Below are 17,416 nucleotides of genomic sequence, written 5' to 3'. Positions count from 1 at the left end.
ATAATTAACCTTGAGGCTGCAATGCCTCAGAGCTTAATGTTAGAGCTGATTTTAATATTTATTTGAAGCTGACTTGGAGCCAAAGCTATGCAAATACCACCCAGTTTTTCATCCGGTCAAGTCGGGTTGCAGAGTGCGCAGACTGGTTTAACACAAGCCACAGTTGATGTTGCCTCTCCAACACCACCTGCTCAACCGACCCAAAGTGCAGAGACGCAAGAAGCTAGACCCGTTGAAAATGTAGATAAAACAGAAGCGTTAGTGTCAGCCGTTGAGGCACAAAATCAAGGTGAAGCCGCTGCTGAAGTGCTAGAAACCTCATCAGAAACTTTGGGTACAATTATTAATATTGAGGTCTAGTTTCCATGCTAGGCGTTAATGTTTCATCTGCTTTGTCGGGGGGAAGTGATAACCTTTCGCCCACAAAGCGCTTGTCTGGAATATCCTACTCGACATCTGTTTCGACTGTAACGGTATCGCCAAACTCTACATCCCCAAGCTCGTTATCGACTAAGCCAACCCTAAAAGGCACTTTATCTTCAAACCATGCACCACCGACTGTTGAAGTTAATAATGCTTCACTTAATGCCAATACAGCAGCGGATTTAAGTGTTCAAATAGGAGCAGAGTTAGGAGCTGAGTCGACCTTAACCGCGGAATTGCCACCCGTAAGTTCCTCTTTACCCCCTAGCAGCTTTAGTTTAACTCAAGGTGCCTTATCTATTAATGGTTTGGTGAGTACAAGTACAAATATAAGTAGCTCTGCATTACAACAGGGCGGTGAACTACCCGCTAGCCAGATAACAGGTGTTAAGGAGCCCCAACTTGAACCTGATACAAGTTTTAGCCCTGTAACTGGTGCAGATGCATCTCCTGTATTTTCAGGGCAAGAGTCAGCATCCAAGCCTTCACTCGAACCTAGTCAGGAAAGACCTGAACATATTGATGAAGGAAGTAAACCAGTTTTTAATCCTTTTGAATCAACACAAGAGGAAGATAAAGCTTCAGAAGAGAGCAGTGCCAAAGCGTTAGTATTAGAGCAAAAGATCTTAGCTGAACTAGCGAAGAGAGATGCGGAGGTTCGCTCTCATGAACAAGCGCATGCAACTGTAGGTGGCGTACATGCTCAGAGTCCACAGCTAAGTTATGAGCAGGGCAGTGATGGTAGACGTTATGCTGTCGACGGAGAGGTCTCAATTGATATCTCTACTGTGCCAGGTAACCCTTTAGCGACAATCAACAAGATGAGGCAAGTGTACGCTGCTGCGATGGCACCAACCGATCCCTCTATGGCTGATATTCGAGTGGCAGCAGAGGCGATGAGAAAGTTAAATCAAGCTAGAGCTGAGTTGGCGGAGCAAAGAGTTAACGACGCGCCCTCTATTGAGGAGATGGCTCCACTGCTTGGTGCACAATCGAGTATTGATCAGACCCCTATTTTTGACCCTCCTAAGTTTACAACGGCTGGTGATGTGGATGAAACTGGCGCCATTACTAAGCCTCAGCTTGATGAGGTTAATCCTGTGTCTGACTCAGTTGATAAGATAAATAGTCAGCTCAGTGCCCAATCAATGACTTTGGAGACGGACTCCCATCACTATTTAACAGAGACTGTTTCAGAGCGCTATGAGCCCAGATCCAGTGTCGCTAGCTCTTTAAGTTTTTCTGTTTAATCAATATCTTTCTTATGTTCTCTTAAAATTAGCGACTCCAAATGTTCACTTGCTGGTCCCTGTAGATCGCGATTTGGGATCACCAAGTGCAATAGCGCTTTTTTGTGGGTGTTTCCTTTTAAGCGTAACTTCTTAAGTCTACCCGCTTGGATTAAGTTACAAACCAGATATTCAGGTACCCAACAAAAACCAATATTTTGTTCAAGGATCTCTATCGCTTCATGAAAATTTGATACAGTCCATCTTTGCTCCGCTTTTAACCAGCCTGCTTCAGTGCTAATGGATTGACCTGTGTCCTTAATGACTATCTGTAGATGTTGAGCCAAGATAAGATCATCTTCAATAACTGTTTCAGAGCACAGTGGGTGATTGGGGTGACACACCAGTAAGAAGTTTATGTGGCACAAGGGTTCTGCAATAAACCCCTTTGGTGGCACTCCGCCACATATTGCTATATCTACCTCACCGTCGCGGATTAACTCTTGAGTCCCATTGATCACTGAATCTAAAATCGTGACTCTTGTACCTCGGCTATCTGGTTGGAATCGTTTTAATGCGTTAACAAGTGTGGGCATGGGGTAGATAATCTCTCTGGCGATTGTCAGGTTTGGCTCCCAACCTTTCTCTAAATTATTTGCCAGTTGTTCAAGCTCATTAACAGAGTTTGTGATGTGCCTAGAGCGTCTCAGCAGTACCTCTCCCTGAGCCGTTAAGTAGGCTTTTCGTCCTTTGACTTCAAGTAGTTGTACACCAAGCTGATCTTGCAGTTTTGCAACCGCATGATTCAAGGAGGATTGGCTTTTATTTAGTTGTTTGGCAGCTTGAGAGTAGCCGCTATGATCGACTACAGCTTGAAGGATCCGCCATTGTTCAAGGGTTGATTTTGCTCTGTCCATGTTCGATCCCATTGTGGTCGATAACATTGCCCGTTGGCTTGAGCACTGCTCAAGCCAACGGGGTTAAAACTATTGTTTTATCTCGACGAGCTTAGGGAGGTATTTCTTCGTCGCTTTAATTTTATGGAAGTAGGGACCTTGATGAAGCTCCTTTGGCCAGTCAAGTAACATCATGGCTAACACGTTTCTATGCTCACCCATTGCCATATCTGGATTTCCCATCGGGGATAAAATAAACTGCTCTTTAGGATCATAGGCATTGATAATGTGGTTTTGTGTAAGTGATACCACTTTGTTATCTGATAGCCCAGCTAGATGAAAACTTATCCCTACTTCAGCGATAATATCGTCAGTTGCATCTTTAAGTATCCGCTCGATGTTGTTTTCAAAGTATTTCAATATCCAGTCAAACTCTTTGGCATCGACTTGGTGTTGGTAATACTCACTGGCAGCAAAAATAAAGTGTGTCATGCCATAGAGTTTGTTTCTAAACTGCTTTTTACTTAATTTATGATCGTTCTCATTGGGGTAAACTTCAATAAATGCTTGTTTATAAGATGAAAGGTAATCCCCAACTCCGAGCTGCTTTGCCCAATATACATAGTTAATTAGTTGGGCTGCCCATGATTTGATCATCGCCTTATCGGTTAATCCCTGTTCTAGGTTAGCTTTCTTCAGCGTTGAGATAAGCTTGTCATTACAGGGGCCAGTTAATCCAAACTCATCGATACGGCTAGAGAAGCGCAACAATACATCGGTATAAAAAAGAAACTCTGGAAATGGTTTAAGGGCTTTTTTACGTGCTTTGGCTCTCGGTCCTTTACCGAGCACTGATATCGCTTTCTTAGCTTCTGTATCAATGAAGCCAGGTTTATCTAGTTGGCATGCGTAGAAGGCTTGAGACTCTGTTACTGCATAGAGATCAACAAGGGCTGCGTTCGCATAAATATCATTGCCAGTCATTCGGTATTGTCTAATCCCATAATGCCCTTGGACTCTGGGAGGTAGCTGATAAAGGTGATCTTCAAGATTACTTTTTATGCCATCATAAACCTGTTGGTGAGTAGGGGTATCTAGTTCTAGATCACTCTTAGCGGCAATGGCTGGCGTGATTGCTGTGATACTAAAGAGTGCAAGAGAGAGCAGACTTGTCTTTAGAGTAGGAGACATCTTCTATCCTTTTAATGAGTGAAATGGGATCAACAGGCTCACCTAGCAAGGTGGTTAAGACTTGGCTAAGGCTGAGTGAATCTTCATTGATCAACAACTGCGCCAATACTTTTTGTTGGTTTATACAGCCCTTAGTGCTTTGGAATATTAAATCGGCTAATGCTTCTTGCCAAATATCCTGATAATAGAGTGGACCGAGATCTGCAAGCGCAAAGAAGCTATAGGGGTAACTATCTGTTTCTGACCAAGTTTGACCAAAGGCATGACTAAATTCAGCTGCGAGATCGTGGTAAGTTTTCGTGTCCTTGTTCTGATAAAAATTTAAAGCCACTTTGGCGCGAAATACTTTTAGTTGTGTGGAATATTTACTGGCTATCTCCTCTCTGCTTCCAGGTTGTTTAACTTCCAGTATGTCTTCAGAGAGAAACTCAGTTAACCAGAGTTGGCCTAAAAGATAGCTGTCAGAGGTCTCACCTAAGGTGTTGACGAGATAGTAATGACTACTACTAGAGAGCTCGGATATTGCTGTGGCCATTGCCGACACGAGCTGTTGTTTATCACGTAAGCTTGAGAGCTCTGGCTTCATATTGAGCTGTATCTGGGCAAACTGAAACCCCAGAATGGGAGCTCTTAACCTGTAAACGCCTGCGCGCTTGCTTGTATTGAGATAGATCTCTCCTAACAGTCTATTTTGATGCCATATGCGATGAATATGCTCGGTTACTACCTCAAATTTAAATCCAAGTTTTTTGGCTTTACCATAGATCTGTTGAATAAAGGTTGCTGAGCTGACTTGTTTGACTAGCGTCTTATCTGCAGCAGCTAATCTCTGTCCTATCTCCCACGGTGGAGTATTGAATAAGGCTGTTTCTATATCGAGAAAAGCTCCCACCAGTTCTGTTGAGGAGAGAAACTGGTTTGATAATGCATGGGAGCTATGGTCTTTAAATCCGGCTTTTATTGCTTCACGATGCTTGAGGTTGGCAATACGGGTTAACGCCGGAGTGCTTTTATCTTTCGCTCGTCCTTGGTATGCCTGCCAGACAAGTTTTTGACAAGATTTGTCATCCTGCTCAAGTAAGTAGGAAGCAATAGATTGATGAAAGTTATCCTGAGTGCTATTTACTTCAAGACTATTAACGGGAAGCTGGCATGATGTGCCGGAAAACGTTAAGGTCAGATCTTTACTTCTCAGCCCCTGCCTGATGCTGGCCAATGCAGTATAGAGTTGAGACTTAAAGGTTTGCGCTTTATTTTCGTTAATTAATCTTTTGACTCGTATGCCCAGTTGGCTTAACTCTGGATCACCACTTTTTAGTAAGGAGGAGGCAAGTTGATGGATCTGAGGCAGGTTAAGGGTGTCATCAACCATATCCGAAAGACGGAGCTGGCACTGGAGCAGCCCCTCTTTGTATAGAGGCTTGAGTGGGAAAGTTTTGTAATAGGCTAGGCGGTCTTTAATGTTAAACAAGCTCAGTAAAGTTAGCTCTAACTGATGACTCTGGGTGCGCGTATTTTGTTGTGTATGTCGCTCAGTGTCAGATTGAGAGAGCTGTTTTGCAGGTGAGGGGAGTTGTAGACACTGATCTATGAGTATGGGCAGTGGTGAAACGGCGGCCTGAGCCGCCGTTGTAACTGTTAGTAAAAAACTAACTTTCAGCGTTATGGCTAAAATGCTTTTTAGCATATTCAACACGTTTACTTACTGTCATATTATGGTTGCCTAACGAATCGACATGATTTAGATAGGGAAGAATTCCCCTTCCATTTGCGATCTGAATGGCGAGTCCTGGTCTGGCGTTAAGCTCAAGCAGAAGTGGCCCTTTCACTTTATCAAGTACCATATCTGTGCCCAGATAACCCATTTCGCACATCTCATAGGCTTTTGAGGCGGTATTAAGTAAAAAATCCCACTGAGGTACCTGAATGTCGGTTAATTTTTTATTGGTATCAGGGTGCAGATCAACTGGAGTGTCAAATTGCACCGCATGTAGCCCTTTACCTGTACCAATATCGACACCAACACCAACCGCGCCCTGGTGTAAGTTCGCTTTACCGTCAGATGCTGCTGTCGAAAGTCTTAGCATCCCCATAACAGGGAAGCCCTTGTAGACGATTAATCTGATATCCGGTACACCTTCATAGGAGTATCCATCGAATACAGGATCGAATTGGATCAAGCCCTCGACGATACCTACATCTGGGGCACCACCAAGCGAGAATAGGCCACTTAAGATGTTGGATACATGGCGATAGATTTCACTGTGTGTGACCTCCTGGCCATTAGGCTTAAAGTAGCGATCACCTTCGACTTTAGTGATTACCAAGATCCCTTTACCGCCAGAGCCCTTCGAAGGTTTGATAACAAACCCTGATTCGCCCTCGACCATAGCTGGGATCTCTTCAATCTCATGTTGTTCACGTACAACACCAATGAGTGCAGGGACGGCAATATCATTGGCTATCGCTAGCTGTTTTGTGGTGAGTTTATCATCGACACGCTTATAAAACTTACGCGGATTATAACGACCAATATAGTCAATATTGCGCTTGTTCATGCCCAAGACGCCACTCTTGTGCAGCGAAGAAGGCATGGCAAATTCGAATCTCATTACTTATCCCCTGCCAATGGCTTAAAGCGTCTAAGTTCGAGTAAACGGTAACCTGTATACTGTCCCATCAGTAAGACAATCGCCAATATCACAAGATGAATACCAAGGAAGTTAAACACCCAGTGCTGAACCCAAGTTGCGCTCATGGCCAGATAGGCTAGTGTTGCGACAAATAAGCTTCCTCCGCCTTGTAAAAGTACCTCTTTAGGACCTTCCTCCTCCCACAAGATAGACATTCTCTCAATGGTCCAAGCTAAGATTATCATCGGGAAGAAGGTGATGGTTAAGCCTTCGCTCAAACCAAACTTGTAGGACAGGAGAGTAAATATGCCTATGATGCCTATAACAACAATGATCACTGCCGATATTCGTGAAATAAGCAGTAAGTTGAGCTGTGACAAGTAGGAGCGGATCATCAAGCCACAGGCTACGATAAGAATGAAACCAATTAAACCTGTGAGCAGTGTTGTTTGAATAAATGCGAGGGCAATAAGCACTGGCATGAAAGTGCCAGAGGTTTTAAGTCCAACGATAACACGTAGAAAAACGACCATAAGCACGCCAATAGGGATCAATAATATCCCTTTAAATAGGCTTTGCTCTTCAAGTGGAAGTTGATACAAGGAGAAATCTAATGCTCCTTGATTTTTCATGACATCCAAAGAGGTGGCAAGGGCTGAGCGTGTGTCTTGTAGCATGGAGAAGTTAACTTGTGAGTTAACGCCGCCGGTAACATCTAAGGTTGATTTCCCTGAGCGATCCCAAAGTAGTAAGTTGTCTTTTCGGCCTTGAGTACCGTTTGATGGATCGAACAGTATCCACTCACCATCATTGTAAACTTCAACAAAGCTACTTAATTGTTGTCTACGGCGCTGATCTTCAAGGTATAAGCCACTGACCTCCTGCGCTGGAACCCCTTTACTGTGAAGCATATGCAGGAAGAGCTTTGTTGGGGTATTGCTGCTTAATAGCAGCTCTACGTTTTGAGTTCTTTCCGCAGCATTTAATGCCTTATTGAGTTGTTGGGCAAAGGTTAAGTTAGTCGCACTTTTAGCCCAAACTTTACTAATCACCTGCTCAGCTGCATCTTTCTCTGTTGCTGGCCAGATGAAGTCTTTAGGTGCAGTAGGCTCCTGCTCTGCTATCACTTGTGTTGTCCCTGTTGGGATCAGTGTGACTTTGTAGTAAAGGTTTTGCAGTCCAGTTGCCGAGCGTACAGACCAAAGTGCGCGGCGTTCTTGGTCCTGGTTATCTTGGCTTATTGTCAGGCCATATCCAGGTGAAGATGCATTCTCAACAAGCACTTCAAATGCAGGATCGTTAGGAAGAGAGAAGGAGACCTCTGCAGGCTCACCTATACCTTGAAAGCTAACTTTAGCATCGACAGCCCAGCTTTGGACCTGTTTGCCAGGTAGGAAAGGGACATTATGCTCGATACCGCGAAATACACTTGCGGCTATGCCTGATATAAATAGCAGGGCAACCAGTATGTAAAAAGGTTTTTTAGAGTGCATTTACAAATTCCTATTTAGCTGATTCTACAGCTGGCTTCTTTTTGCCATGAATATAGGTCTGTCCTACATCAACGACAGCGATATCTTGCATAAATTTACGACCGAGTAGAAGCGGGAAATCTAAGTGACTGCGATCGACTAAGTTAAGATCCGTCTCAGCCGAGTATTGGCCAATCTTCAGATGCGCGTGAATAACAGGTCGGCGATCGGTTTTTTCATCTGAATCTTGCTTAATTCTGACAAAGCGTTCTACTTTTGATTCAAAGGTTTGTGCTGGTGCATCTTCGCCTAATGTAAATACATCAAATCTAACCCATTGCTTTCCATCACGTTCAAATAGAATGATGTTACGGGCATCAAGGGATGATGACTCTGCACCAGTATCAATACGAGTATTGAAACTGGCTTTTACCTCCTCAACAAAGACATTTTCAATAGCACCAAGAAGAAACTTACCGGCTAGAGGTGAGGGAGGACAATCGAGCGCGACTGGGACAACTTTTTCTTCAGGTGATAGTTTAAGTGTTGAAAGCTTCTTCTCTAAAGAGACAATCTGTTTTGATAGTCCTGAAATTGCAGCTGATTGAGCGGTGTTACTGTCATCCATGATCTGAATCAAATCTGCTTGTTGTCGCGCTAAACTTGTGTCTAACACAGTAACATCTACTGGTTTAGGTAAGTTTGCGTTTTCCTGAGATGTCGCTGCACAACCGGTTAGTCCCGCTGCTATCGCAATACAGATTATCTGTTTAAACATAGTGCTTCCCATTTACTTATGTATTTGTTCTGTAAAAATAACTTCTTTAGCCATATTTATCACTTTGACTCTAGCCAAAGTGGATAAGCTAGCTTGTTAGATCAGATCTTTATTGGGTTGATTTTTAGTTGCGATAAACGTTGCACGTTTAGGCGCAGGGTACCCCTCTACTGTCAGATCAATATTGCTTGGATCAAGGTAGTCGACCAGCGACTCATTTGGCATCCAATCAGTGCTTCTTTGCTCTGCAAGTGATGTCACATCGATATCAACGCATCTAATATCTACAAAGTCAGCTTTCTTTAGCCAAAGTGCCAATGCCGCAGCAGAGGGAAGAAACCATACATTATTCATTTTGCCATATCTATCTTCTGGCACCAGAACCGTATTTTCGTCACCGTCGATAACTAATGTTTCTAAAACCAGTTCACCACCTGTTCGCAATTGATCCCTAAGTTGTAACAAATGATCAATGGGAGAACGTCTGTGATACAAAACACCCATAGAGAATACGGTGTCAAAAGCATCTAACGGTGGCAATTCTTCTATGCCTAAGGGTAAGAGGTGGATGGGCTGCTCTTCACCCGCTAAACGTTTAATGGCTTCAAATTGGCAAAGAAATAGGGTTGATGGGTCAATGCCGACAACATGATTCGCCCCTTCTCCTAACATGCGCCACATGTGATAACCACTACCACACCCTACATCTAATACGGTTCGATTGTTAAGAGGGGAAAGGTGAGGAAGAATACGCTCCCACTTCCAGTCTGAACGCCACTCTGTATCTATGTTAATACCATGAACCGAGAAAGGCCCTTTGCGCCAAGGTTGAAAAATTCTCAGCAAGTTTTCCAGCTTCTGCTGCTCCCCAGAGGTGAGTTGCTGACCGCTGCCTATGGTTACTGAGTCTTTTAGTTCTAATGTGTCAGGATTAGGGTAATGGAGTTTGTTTAGTACTTTCTCCCATTTAGGCAAGGTGCCGTGTTTATGTTCACGTTGCCACTGGCCTAAGATAGCAGGCAGTGTTTCAAGCCAATGTTGAAGGCTCGAATCCGCAATTTTTTTATAAAATGAGCTAAAACTGATCACTTAATGCCACCTTTTAAAGGAGTATGAGAATAAAGCATAGATGTTAAGGAGAGCTTAGTTGGCTCTCCTTGTATTAATGGGTGAACAGGTATCACTTGATTGCAACCATAGAGGCAAAGTTGAAGCATTGAAACCACAAGTTGAAGTGGGTAAAGCCTTGGGCTTTTAATCGCATTTCGTGTTGCGCTAAGGTATCTGGTTTCATGACATGCTCTAGTGAACTACGCTTTTGACTTATTTCTAATTCACTGTAACCATTGGCTCTTTTAAAGTCGAGGTGAAGATCATCAAGTAGACTTTGGACTGAACTGTCCTCAAAGTTTAACTTCTCAGATAGTACTAGAATACCGCCAGGTTTTAAGCCTTTGTATATCTTATTGACTAATGCATCTCTGTCGTTAGGTGCTAAAAACTGCATGGTAAAGTTAAGCACGACCATAGAAGCATTCTCAATCTTGATATCTCGTATGTCGCCACAGACAAGATCAACAGGGGTGTCACTGACATAAGCCCCCAAATTTTCCTGACAACGCTCAATCATTGACTGGCTATTATCGACGGCAATGATGGTACAGTTACGTGAACCTATTTTGCGACGAATGCTTAATGTTGCTGCGCCGAGTGAACAACCTAAGTCGTAGACATGGCTGTCTGGCGTAACATATTTATGGGCCAGTTCCCCAAGTGTTTGAATGATTTGACCGTAACCTGGTACGGAGCGACGGATCATGTCATTAAACACACCAGCGACTTTTTCGTCGAACTGAAAGTCACTAATGTTTTCACATGCTTGTGCGTAGATAGTATCTTGAGAAGAGTTCATTCGATTTAAATGTGTAAATTCAACGTGTCATTCTAACGAAACATAGCTGTTAGCAGCAAGTCTGCTACTGGAAATTTTCCATAAAATTTTGTCTAATAGCGTAAAAGCAACATCGCATTTACAGTTTTGTGACCTTTCGGGAATTGGATTTGAAATTATTTATTAGATGTTTGAGCGTTTTCTTTTTTCTTTTATTCACATCTGTACTCGCCGCTAATGATAAAAAGCCACTAGTCATTGTGATGGGCGCCGACAGTTACCCTTACCAGTTTATTGGAGAGACGGGAGAGTCCGAAGGCTTACTGGTTGATCTATGGAGAGCGTGGTCACAGCAAGTCGGTGAGGAAGTCGTCTTCGTTGCCCGGCATTGGAAAGAGGGGCTTGAACAGCTCGACTCAGGTCAAGCCAGTGTACATATTGGCATGGCAGTAACAGATAAGCGTCTGCAACGCTTCGATTTTGCAACGCCAATTTCAACAGTTAATACTCATCTGTATCTGCATAAGACGCTAAATAAAAAGCACAACATAGAAGAGCTTCAGCCTTATCATGTGGGCATAGTCTCAGGCTCTTCCCATGAGGCTTCGTTATTGGCACTTTCACCGAAGCTGACATTTAAGTATTACAAAAACCGCAATGCGTTGTTACAGGCTGCGCTTATTGGTGAAGTGTTGGTATTTGCTGGGATGGAAGGGCAGATAAAAAGCAGTAAGACCAGTCGTCAGATTGCAGAGCTATTTCCTAATAGGAGTCGTTTACTGATAAAACAGGTGGGGTTAAGTCCCGCGGTTAAACATGGAGAGACTCAACTATTAGCTAAGATCAATTCAGGTTTTTCTCTGCTAGATAACGCGCGTATTAGAGAGATTGAGGCGCACTGGCTAGGCATTGCTCAGGAGCAAGAGGGAGTAAGAATTGCAGCAACGTTAAATATCGAACCTTATGTCAATTTAGGTGTTGATGGCAGACCACATGGTTTATATGTTGATATCTGGGATTTATGGTCTGAGAAAACTGGGATCCCAGTCAGCTACGCCACTGGTGATATGAATAGTTCACTGGATTTTGTCCGCAAAGGTAAAGCAGATGTTCATATTGGTTATCCCGAAAGTGATGCCCTTAATACTGGTTTACAAAGGTTGCAGCTTCTGTATCAAGTGAAAAGCCGTTTATTTAGTGTCGGTGCGCCTATTGATACCTTGTCAGCGATAAACCACACCCGTATAGGTGCGGTACCTACAGCGCCTTACTTAGATAAATTAAAGCAGACATTTCCAGAAGCCGAATTGAAACTGTATGACTCTGTCGATGCCATGATAGAAGCTGCTCAAGCAGGGAACATTTCAAGCTTTGTTGCTTCTTCTGCATGGACTCAGCACTACTTAGTTCAAAAGGGGGTTGGGCCTGATTTCTATCAGTTTATGGACTTAGAGTTTAATACCGATATCTTTGTTCTCTCCCAAGTAGGAAACAGTGGACTATCAAAGCGGATTAAGCAGGGGTTTGCATTAATCAGCCAAGAAGAGTTTGCAGAAATAGAGCAAAAATGGGTATTAGACAGTAACAATCGGATCTATACCGATAAGGTACATCTACTTGAAATATCTGAGCAGGATAAGGCGTATCTTGCGAATATGCCCCCTTTGAAGGTCGGTTATCTGGCTAACTGGAAACCGATGGAATTTACTAATCAAGCTGGCATTTTTTCTGGTGTAAACAGCGAACTTGTAGAGCTCTTACAAGATAAATTAGCAATCGAAGTTGAAGCCGTTGAGTATCCAAATTGGCAGAGCTTGATCTCTGCACTACTCAAAGGTGAGGTCGAACTTGCAGGGAGTGTAGCTAAAACTCAAGACCGCTCAAGGCAGCTACTATTCAGTGAACCTTATTGGCCATCGCCGTGGGCCTTAGCGACGGGAATTGATAAAGAATCTGTCTTTAATATTCAACAGTTATCGGGTCAAAGGGTGGCAATTGTTGAGGGTTACCAGCTGATCAACGAGCTGTTAGGGTCCGAATATGGCATAGAGTTAGTGTTAGTTGCAGATACTGAAGCGGGATTGAAAGCTGTCTCTGATGGTCTCGCTGATGCCTTTATTGAAAAAGTCATTAATATGGCCGCTCAATTGAAGCTTCAGCAGGTTAACCAGCTGAAAATGTCGGTTTTGGCCGATTTCTCTGAACAGCATAGTCATTTTGGAGTTCACCCAGATAGAGCAAGACTAGTGCCCTTGATTAATCAGGTATTGAGCGGTGTTAATCAACCAATGCGTCAAGACATCTACCGAAATTGGGTGTCAAAAACCGCTGCTGAGCCTTCAAGAGTAGGTTATTGGGCGTGTATGATTATCTGTGTTTTCCTGATAATTTTTGTCACTCTCTTTATCTTCGTGAAATTTTTACTCTCTAAAGAGGTAAAAAAGCGAAAAGAGCTAGAAGAGAAGCTTTTGCACCTGACAAATTATGATACCTTAACTCTTCTGCCGAATCGTTCACTGTTGGATGATAGGCTAGAACAGGCGATTTTACTCCATGCTCGCGAGCTTGGTATGTTTGCTGTGCTATTTATAGATTTTAGCGGAGTAAAATCTGTTAATACCGAATTAGGCCATCAGGTGGGCGATCAGCTGATGAAAAAGTTGGCTCAAGGGTTAAGGCAATCGGTGCGTCGCTCAGATACCGTGGCACGCTTTTCCAGTGATGAGTTTGTGGTGATTTTAAATCGCACTAAAGACTTAGATATTGTGTGTCAGGTTGCTGAAACCATCATCAGTAACCTTTCAAAATCTTTCGAAATTGAACAGATTGATGTGAATGTGATCACCAATATTGGTATTGCCATGTACCCAGCTGATGGTGATGTGGCTGTCGAGTTATTGAAAACCGCGGATGAATTAATGTCTAGGGCGAAAAAAAGTGGTGGAAATTGTTATAAATCATCATGATAATAGTGCAATAAATGCATCCTGTGAGTGTGTTTAGTCAAACAATTGAGTGATACTTAGCCGACTAACGGTGAAGTTGTTTTTTAATCGGCAATATTTAACTATAATGCCGCTTTTGTGTTGTTTAGAATATTCCTCAGCCATCGGTTTGCGGATAAAGGAAAGAGTTAGATGCGCAGTCAATATTGTGGAGACGTTAATAAGTCTCACGTTGGACAAGAAGTAACCTTAGTAGGTTGGGTAAACCGTAGTCGTGATTTAGGCGGGGTTGTTTTTCTTGATCTACGTGATAGAGAAGGCATAGTTCAGGTTGTTTATGATCCTGACTTACCTGAGGTGTTCGATGTCGCAAGTACACTACGCAGTGAATTTTGTGTTCAGGTAACCGGTTTAGTTCGTGCGCGTCCAGATAGTCAAGTTAATCAGGATATGCGTACCGGTGGGATTGAGATCTTAGGTAAAGGCTTAACTATTCTAAACAGCTCAGCGCCTTTGCCGATTAACATGGATAAGAATCAGCACAACACTGAAGAGCAAAGATTAAAATACCGTTATTTAGATCTACGCCGCCCTGAGATGGCTGATCGTATTGTATTTCGCTCTAAAGTGACCAGTGCAGTTCGTCGTTTCCTTGATGACAGTGGCTTCCTAGATATCGAAACCCCTATTTTGACTAAGGCGACACCTGAAGGTGCCCGTGACTATCTAGTGCCTAGCCGCACATATAAAGGTCAATTTTTTGCGTTGCCACAGTCACCACAACTCTTTAAGCAGTTGTTGATGATGTCAGGCTTTGATCGTTACTATCAGATTGTTAAGTGTTTCCGTGATGAAGACTTACGTGCTGACCGTCAACCTGAATTTACTCAGATAGATATCGAAACTTCATTTATGTCATCTGAGCAAGTGATGGCTAAAACTGAAGAGATGGTTCGCGGTCTCTTTAATGACCTATTAAATGTCGACTTAGGCGAATTCCCTAAGATGACTTTTGCAGAAGCGATGCGTCGTTTTGGCTCAGACAAGCCTGATTTACGTAACCCGCTAGAGCTGATTGATATCGCAGATATCGTTAAAGAGGTTGAGTTTGCAGTATTTAATGGCCCTGCAAACGATCCAGAAGGTCGCGTTGCAGTACTAAGCATTCCTGGTGGCGCTAAACTGTCACGTAAGCAGTTAGATGAATACGCTAAGTATGTGACTATTTACGGTGCCAAAGGTCTGGCTTGGATGAAGGTTAATGATCTTGACCAAGGCATGGAAGGCATTCAGTCTCCAGTACTAAAGTTCCTAAGCGAAGACGTGGTTAAAGCGTTACTTGATCGTACTGGCGCACAAACAGGCGATCTAATCCTATTTGGCGCAGATAAAGCGAACATAGTTGCAGAAGCTATGGGCGCACTTCGTCTTAAAGCTGGCGAAGACTTTGACTTACTACAAGGCGAGTGGAAACCACTTTGGGTTGTTGATTTCCCTATGTTTGAAAGAACATCTGATGGCGGCTTACATGCAATGCATCACCCGTTCACTGCGCCAACAGGCATCAGCCCTGAGCAACTTGAAGCGGATCCAACTGCTGCTATCTCTGATGCTTATGACATGGTCCTAAATGGCTGTGAGCTAGGTGGTGGTTCTGTGCGTATTCACAATAGTGAGATGCAATCGGCAGTATTTCGTATCTTAGGTATCGAAGAGGAGGAAGCAAATGAGAAGTTTGGTTTCCTACTTGAAGCGCTACGTTATGGTACGCCTCCTCATGCGGGACTTGCTTTCGGGTTAGATCGCATCATCATGTTGATGACTGGGGCAAGCTCTATTCGTGATGTGATGGCATTTCCTAAGACCACCACAGCAGCGTGTCCGCTTACCAATGCGCCGGGGTTTGCAAATCCCGCACAACTCATTGAACTTGGTATTGAGGTTATCGAAAACCAAGAGAGTAAAGAAGAGCAAGCATAAAGCAAAAAAGCCGAGTTTATCTCGGCTTTTTTAAGCGTATTTTAGCTAGAATTAGAGACAGTTTCGATAAGGGGAATGAAGTATGGCAGGTCATAGTAAATGGGCCAACATCAAACACCGTAAAGCCGCTCAAGATGCAAAACGTGGCAAGTTGTTTACCAAATTTATTCGTGAGCTAACTGTTGCCGCTCGTGAAGGCGGTTCAGATGCTGATGCCAATCCACGCCTGCGCGCAGCGATCGATAAAGCCTTATCTAACAATATGACCCGTGACACGGTTGAGCGTGCAATTAAGCGTGGCGCTGGTGAACTTGATGGTCAAGTACTTGAAACCATCATGTATGAAGGTTATGGACCTGGTGGCACTGCTGTGATGGTTGAGACCATGACAGATAATAAAAACCGCACGGTTTCCGGCGTTCGTAATGCTTTTAGTAAGTCAGGCGGCAATTTAGGGACAGATGGTTCAGTCTCATACCTTTTTGATAAGCGTGGAGTGATCTCTTACGGTGAAGGGATTGATGAAGATACTATTATGGACGCCGCGCTTGAAGCGGGAGCTGATGATGTCGTGACCCATGATGATGGTTCAATTGATGTCTTTACTACACCAGAAGACTTTGGTGGTGTTAAAGATGCACTCGATAGTGCAGGGTTTGAATCCGTCAATGCTGAAGTGACCATGATCCCGTCGACTAAAGCCGATCTTGATGCCAGTACTGCACCTAAATTTATGCGGTTGATTGATAATCTTGAAGATCATGATGATGTTCAAGAGGTTTATCATAATGCAGAGATCTCAGATGAGATCATGGAATCGTTAGAATAAAATATGGCAATAATTCTTGGTATCGATCCCGGTTCAAGGATCACAGGCTATGGTGTGATCCAGTGTAATGGTCGAAGCCAAATCTATTTAGGAAGTGGTTGTATTCGTACCGCTTCCGATGATTTTCCTTATCGACTAAAGCAGATTTTTGATGGCGTTTCTGAGATTATCCGTCAATATCAACCCAATTTTTTCGCCATAGAGCGAGTCTTTTTAGCCAAAAATGCCGACTCAGCACTTAAATTAGGCCAAGCACGCGGCGCTGCAATTGTTGCCGCGACGAATGCCGATCTTCCTGTTGCAGAGTATTCTGCAACCCAGATAAAAAGTGCTGTTGTTGGAACAGGAAAGGCTGAAAAAACGCAAGTACAACACATGGTTCAACAGATCCTGAAACTCCCCGCGGCTCCACAAGCCGATGCTGCTGATGCATTAGGCGTCGCCATCTGCCATTTTCACACGAGCCAGAGCCTTGTCTCTTTGGGGGGAAGAGCTAATACCCGAACATATGGACGTTATAGATGATAGGTCGTTTACGCGGTGTGCTTGTTGAGAAACAAGCACCAGAGATATTGCTTGAAGTGGCTGGTTTAGGATATGAAGTTCAGATGCCACTGACCAGTTTTTATGAGCTACCAGATCTCAATCAGGAAGCACAGATATATACCCATTTTGTGGTGCGTGAAGATGCACAACTGTTATACGGCTTTATCACTAAGCAGGAGAGAGCACTCTTTCGTCTGTTGATAAAAACCAATGGTGTTGGCCCCAAATTAGGCTTGACTATTTTATCAGGGATGACGGCGGGTGAGTTTGTCGCTTGTGTTGAGCGAGATGATATTGCGACCTTAGTAAAATTGCCTGGTGTTGGGAAGAAAACCGCAGAAAGGTTATTGGTTGAGATGCGTGATAAGCTTAAAAGCTTACTGGAGACCTCGGCGGGCAGTGAACGTGAGTTTATGCTTAAAAGCAACTATACACCTGCGCCTGTGGTTAATACCGCCGAAGAGGATGCTATTGCTGCACTGTTATCGTTAGGCTATAAACCGGCGCAAGCGAGCAAGGCTGTTTCTGCGGCATTCAAAGAGGGCATGAGCTCTGAAGACTTGATTAAGTCGTCACTTAAGTCAATGTTATAATTATCAATAG

The 17,416-nt window shown here is 43.5% G+C and carries 15 protein-coding genes; 7 read left to right on the top strand and 8 right to left on the bottom strand.

Annotation, left to right across the window (positions count from 1 at the left end):
- Positions 1 to 87: 87 nt before the first annotated feature.
- Positions 88 to 360, top strand: coding sequence for a flagellar basal body rod C-terminal domain-containing protein (locus SWOO_RS13325; protein ID WP_012325203.1), 273 nt, complete (start codon positions 88 to 90; stop codon positions 358 to 360).
- 5 nt (positions 361 to 365) lie between these two features.
- Complete coding sequence (locus SWOO_RS25540) at positions 366 to 1,673, top strand: putative metalloprotease CJM1_0395 family protein (protein WP_012325202.1); 1,308 nt, start codon at positions 366 to 368, stop codon at positions 1,671 to 1,673.
- On the opposite strand, the gene SWOO_RS13315 is transcribed toward SWOO_RS25540, so the two are convergent.
- From SWOO_RS13315 to cmoA, 8 genes are all read right to left on the bottom strand, one after another.
- Positions 1,670 to 2,569 (bottom strand): LysR family transcriptional regulator, encoded by a 900-nt coding sequence (locus tag SWOO_RS13315; RefSeq protein ID WP_012325201.1) that lies wholly within the window; start codon positions 2,567 to 2,569, stop codon positions 1,670 to 1,672. The two genes, SWOO_RS25540 and SWOO_RS13315, sit on opposite strands and share 4 nt — an antisense overlap.
- Before the next feature lie 69 nt (positions 2,570 to 2,638).
- The gene (locus SWOO_RS13310) at positions 2,639 to 3,739 is read right to left on the bottom strand and encodes a DUF3541 domain-containing protein (RefSeq protein WP_012325200.1); all 1,101 of its coding nucleotides are present in this window, start codon (positions 3,737 to 3,739) and stop codon (positions 2,639 to 2,641) included.
- Positions 3,693 to 5,426 (bottom strand): transcriptional regulator, encoded by a 1,734-nt coding sequence (locus tag SWOO_RS13305; protein WP_012325199.1) that lies wholly within the window; start codon positions 5,424 to 5,426, stop codon positions 3,693 to 3,695. Before SWOO_RS13305 ends, SWOO_RS13310 begins: the two co-directional genes overlap by 47 nt.
- A complete protein-coding gene (locus SWOO_RS13300; protein ID WP_012325198.1) occupies positions 5,389 to 6,351 on the bottom strand; it encodes an alpha-L-glutamate ligase-like protein in 963 nt (320 codons plus the stop codon). Before SWOO_RS13300 ends, SWOO_RS13305 begins: the two co-directional genes overlap by 38 nt.
- Positions 6,351 to 7,865, bottom strand: a complete 1,515-nt coding sequence (locus tag SWOO_RS13295) for a UUP1 family membrane protein (RefSeq protein WP_012325197.1) — start codon at positions 7,863 to 7,865, stop codon at positions 6,351 to 6,353. The genes SWOO_RS13300 and SWOO_RS13295 overlap by 1 nt, the downstream gene beginning before the upstream one ends.
- 10 nt (positions 7,866 to 7,875) lie before the next feature.
- Entirely contained in the window at positions 7,876 to 8,622 is a 747-nt protein-coding gene (locus SWOO_RS13290) for an ATP-dependent zinc protease family protein (RefSeq protein ID WP_012325196.1), read from the bottom strand.
- Positions 8,623 to 8,718: 96 nt separating this feature from the next.
- On the bottom strand, positions 8,719 to 9,711 hold the full coding sequence (gene cmoB, locus SWOO_RS13285) for a tRNA 5-methoxyuridine(34)/uridine 5-oxyacetic acid(34) synthase CmoB (RefSeq protein WP_012325195.1): 993 nt from the start codon (positions 9,709 to 9,711) through the stop codon (positions 8,719 to 8,721).
- 91 nt (positions 9,712 to 9,802) lie between these two features.
- The gene (cmoA, locus tag SWOO_RS13280; protein WP_012325194.1) at positions 9,803 to 10,534 is read right to left on the bottom strand and encodes a carboxy-S-adenosyl-L-methionine synthase CmoA; all 732 of its coding nucleotides are present in this window, start codon (positions 10,532 to 10,534) and stop codon (positions 9,803 to 9,805) included.
- Positions 10,535 to 10,683: 149 nt separating this feature from the next.
- Here cmoA and SWOO_RS13275 point away from each other — a divergent pair, with 149 nt between their 5' ends.
- The 5 genes from SWOO_RS13275 to ruvA all read left to right on the top strand — a co-directional run bounded on the left by SWOO_RS13275 (position 10,684) and on the right by ruvA (position 17,406).
- Entirely contained in the window at positions 10,684 to 13,479 is a 2,796-nt protein-coding gene (locus SWOO_RS13275) for a transporter substrate-binding domain-containing protein (protein WP_012325193.1), read from the top strand.
- A 171-nt stretch (positions 13,480 to 13,650) separates the two neighbouring features.
- Entirely contained in the window at positions 13,651 to 15,438 is a 1,788-nt protein-coding gene (aspS, locus tag SWOO_RS13270) for an aspartate--tRNA ligase (RefSeq protein WP_012325192.1), read from the top strand.
- Positions 15,439 to 15,520: 82 nt separating this feature from the next.
- Complete coding sequence (locus SWOO_RS13265) at positions 15,521 to 16,267, top strand: YebC/PmpR family DNA-binding transcriptional regulator (protein WP_012325191.1); 747 nt, start codon at positions 15,521 to 15,523, stop codon at positions 16,265 to 16,267.
- A gap of 3 nt (positions 16,268 to 16,270) precedes the next feature.
- Positions 16,271 to 16,792 (top strand): crossover junction endodeoxyribonuclease RuvC, encoded by a 522-nt coding sequence (gene ruvC / locus SWOO_RS13260; protein WP_012325190.1) that lies wholly within the window; start codon positions 16,271 to 16,273, stop codon positions 16,790 to 16,792.
- Positions 16,789 to 17,406: a Holliday junction branch migration protein RuvA gene (ruvA, locus tag SWOO_RS13255; protein ID WP_012325189.1), complete on the top strand. Its 618-nt coding sequence runs from the start codon at positions 16,789 to 16,791 to the stop codon at positions 17,404 to 17,406. Before ruvC ends, ruvA begins: the two co-directional genes overlap by 4 nt.
- The last annotated feature ends 10 nt before the right edge of the window (positions 17,407 to 17,416 follow it).

This window comes from Shewanella woodyi ATCC 51908, from assembly GCF_000019525.1.
GTDB lineage: Bacteria > Pseudomonadota > Gammaproteobacteria > Enterobacterales > Shewanellaceae > Shewanella > Shewanella woodyi.
Note: the sequence above shows the minus strand (reverse complement) of the source record. Positions and strands in the feature narration are given on the sequence as shown.

Bases quoted from the DNA above. Each gene is read 5' to 3' on its own strand.
- SWOO_RS13305 (WP_012325199.1), bottom strand. From the start codon at position 5,426: ATGCTAAAAAGCATTTTAGCCATAACGCTGAAAGTTAGTTTTTTACTA.
- SWOO_RS13315 (WP_012325201.1), bottom strand. From the start codon at position 2,569: ATGGACAGAGCAAAATCAACCCTTGAACAATGGCGGATCCTTCAAGCT.
- SWOO_RS13290 (WP_012325196.1), bottom strand. From the start codon at position 8,622: ATGTTTAAACAGATAATCTGTATTGCGATAGCAGCGGGACTAACCGGT.
- SWOO_RS13310 (WP_012325200.1), bottom strand. From the start codon at position 3,739: ATGTCTCCTACTCTAAAGACAAGTCTGCTCTCTCTTGCACTCTTTAGT.
- ruvC (WP_012325190.1), top strand. From the start codon at position 16,271: ATGGCAATAATTCTTGGTATCGATCCCGGTTCAAGGATCACAGGCTAT.
- SWOO_RS13265 (WP_012325191.1), top strand. From the start codon at position 15,521: ATGGCAGGTCATAGTAAATGGGCCAACATCAAACACCGTAAAGCCGCT.
- ruvA (WP_012325189.1), top strand. From the start codon at position 16,789: ATGATAGGTCGTTTACGCGGTGTGCTTGTTGAGAAACAAGCACCAGAG.
- SWOO_RS13300 (WP_012325198.1), bottom strand. From the start codon at position 6,351: ATGAGATTCGAATTTGCCATGCCTTCTTCGCTGCACAAGAGTGGCGTC.
- cmoA (WP_012325194.1), bottom strand. From the start codon at position 10,534: ATGAACTCTTCTCAAGATACTATCTACGCACAAGCATGTGAAAACATT.
- SWOO_RS25540 (WP_012325202.1), top strand. From the start codon at position 366: ATGCTAGGCGTTAATGTTTCATCTGCTTTGTCGGGGGGAAGTGATAAC.
- SWOO_RS13295 (WP_012325197.1), bottom strand. From the start codon at position 7,865: ATGCACTCTAAAAAACCTTTTTACATACTGGTTGCCCTGCTATTTATA.
- aspS (WP_012325192.1), top strand. From the start codon at position 13,651: ATGCGCAGTCAATATTGTGGAGACGTTAATAAGTCTCACGTTGGACAA.
- SWOO_RS13325 (WP_012325203.1), top strand. From the start codon at position 88: ATGCAAATACCACCCAGTTTTTCATCCGGTCAAGTCGGGTTGCAGAGT.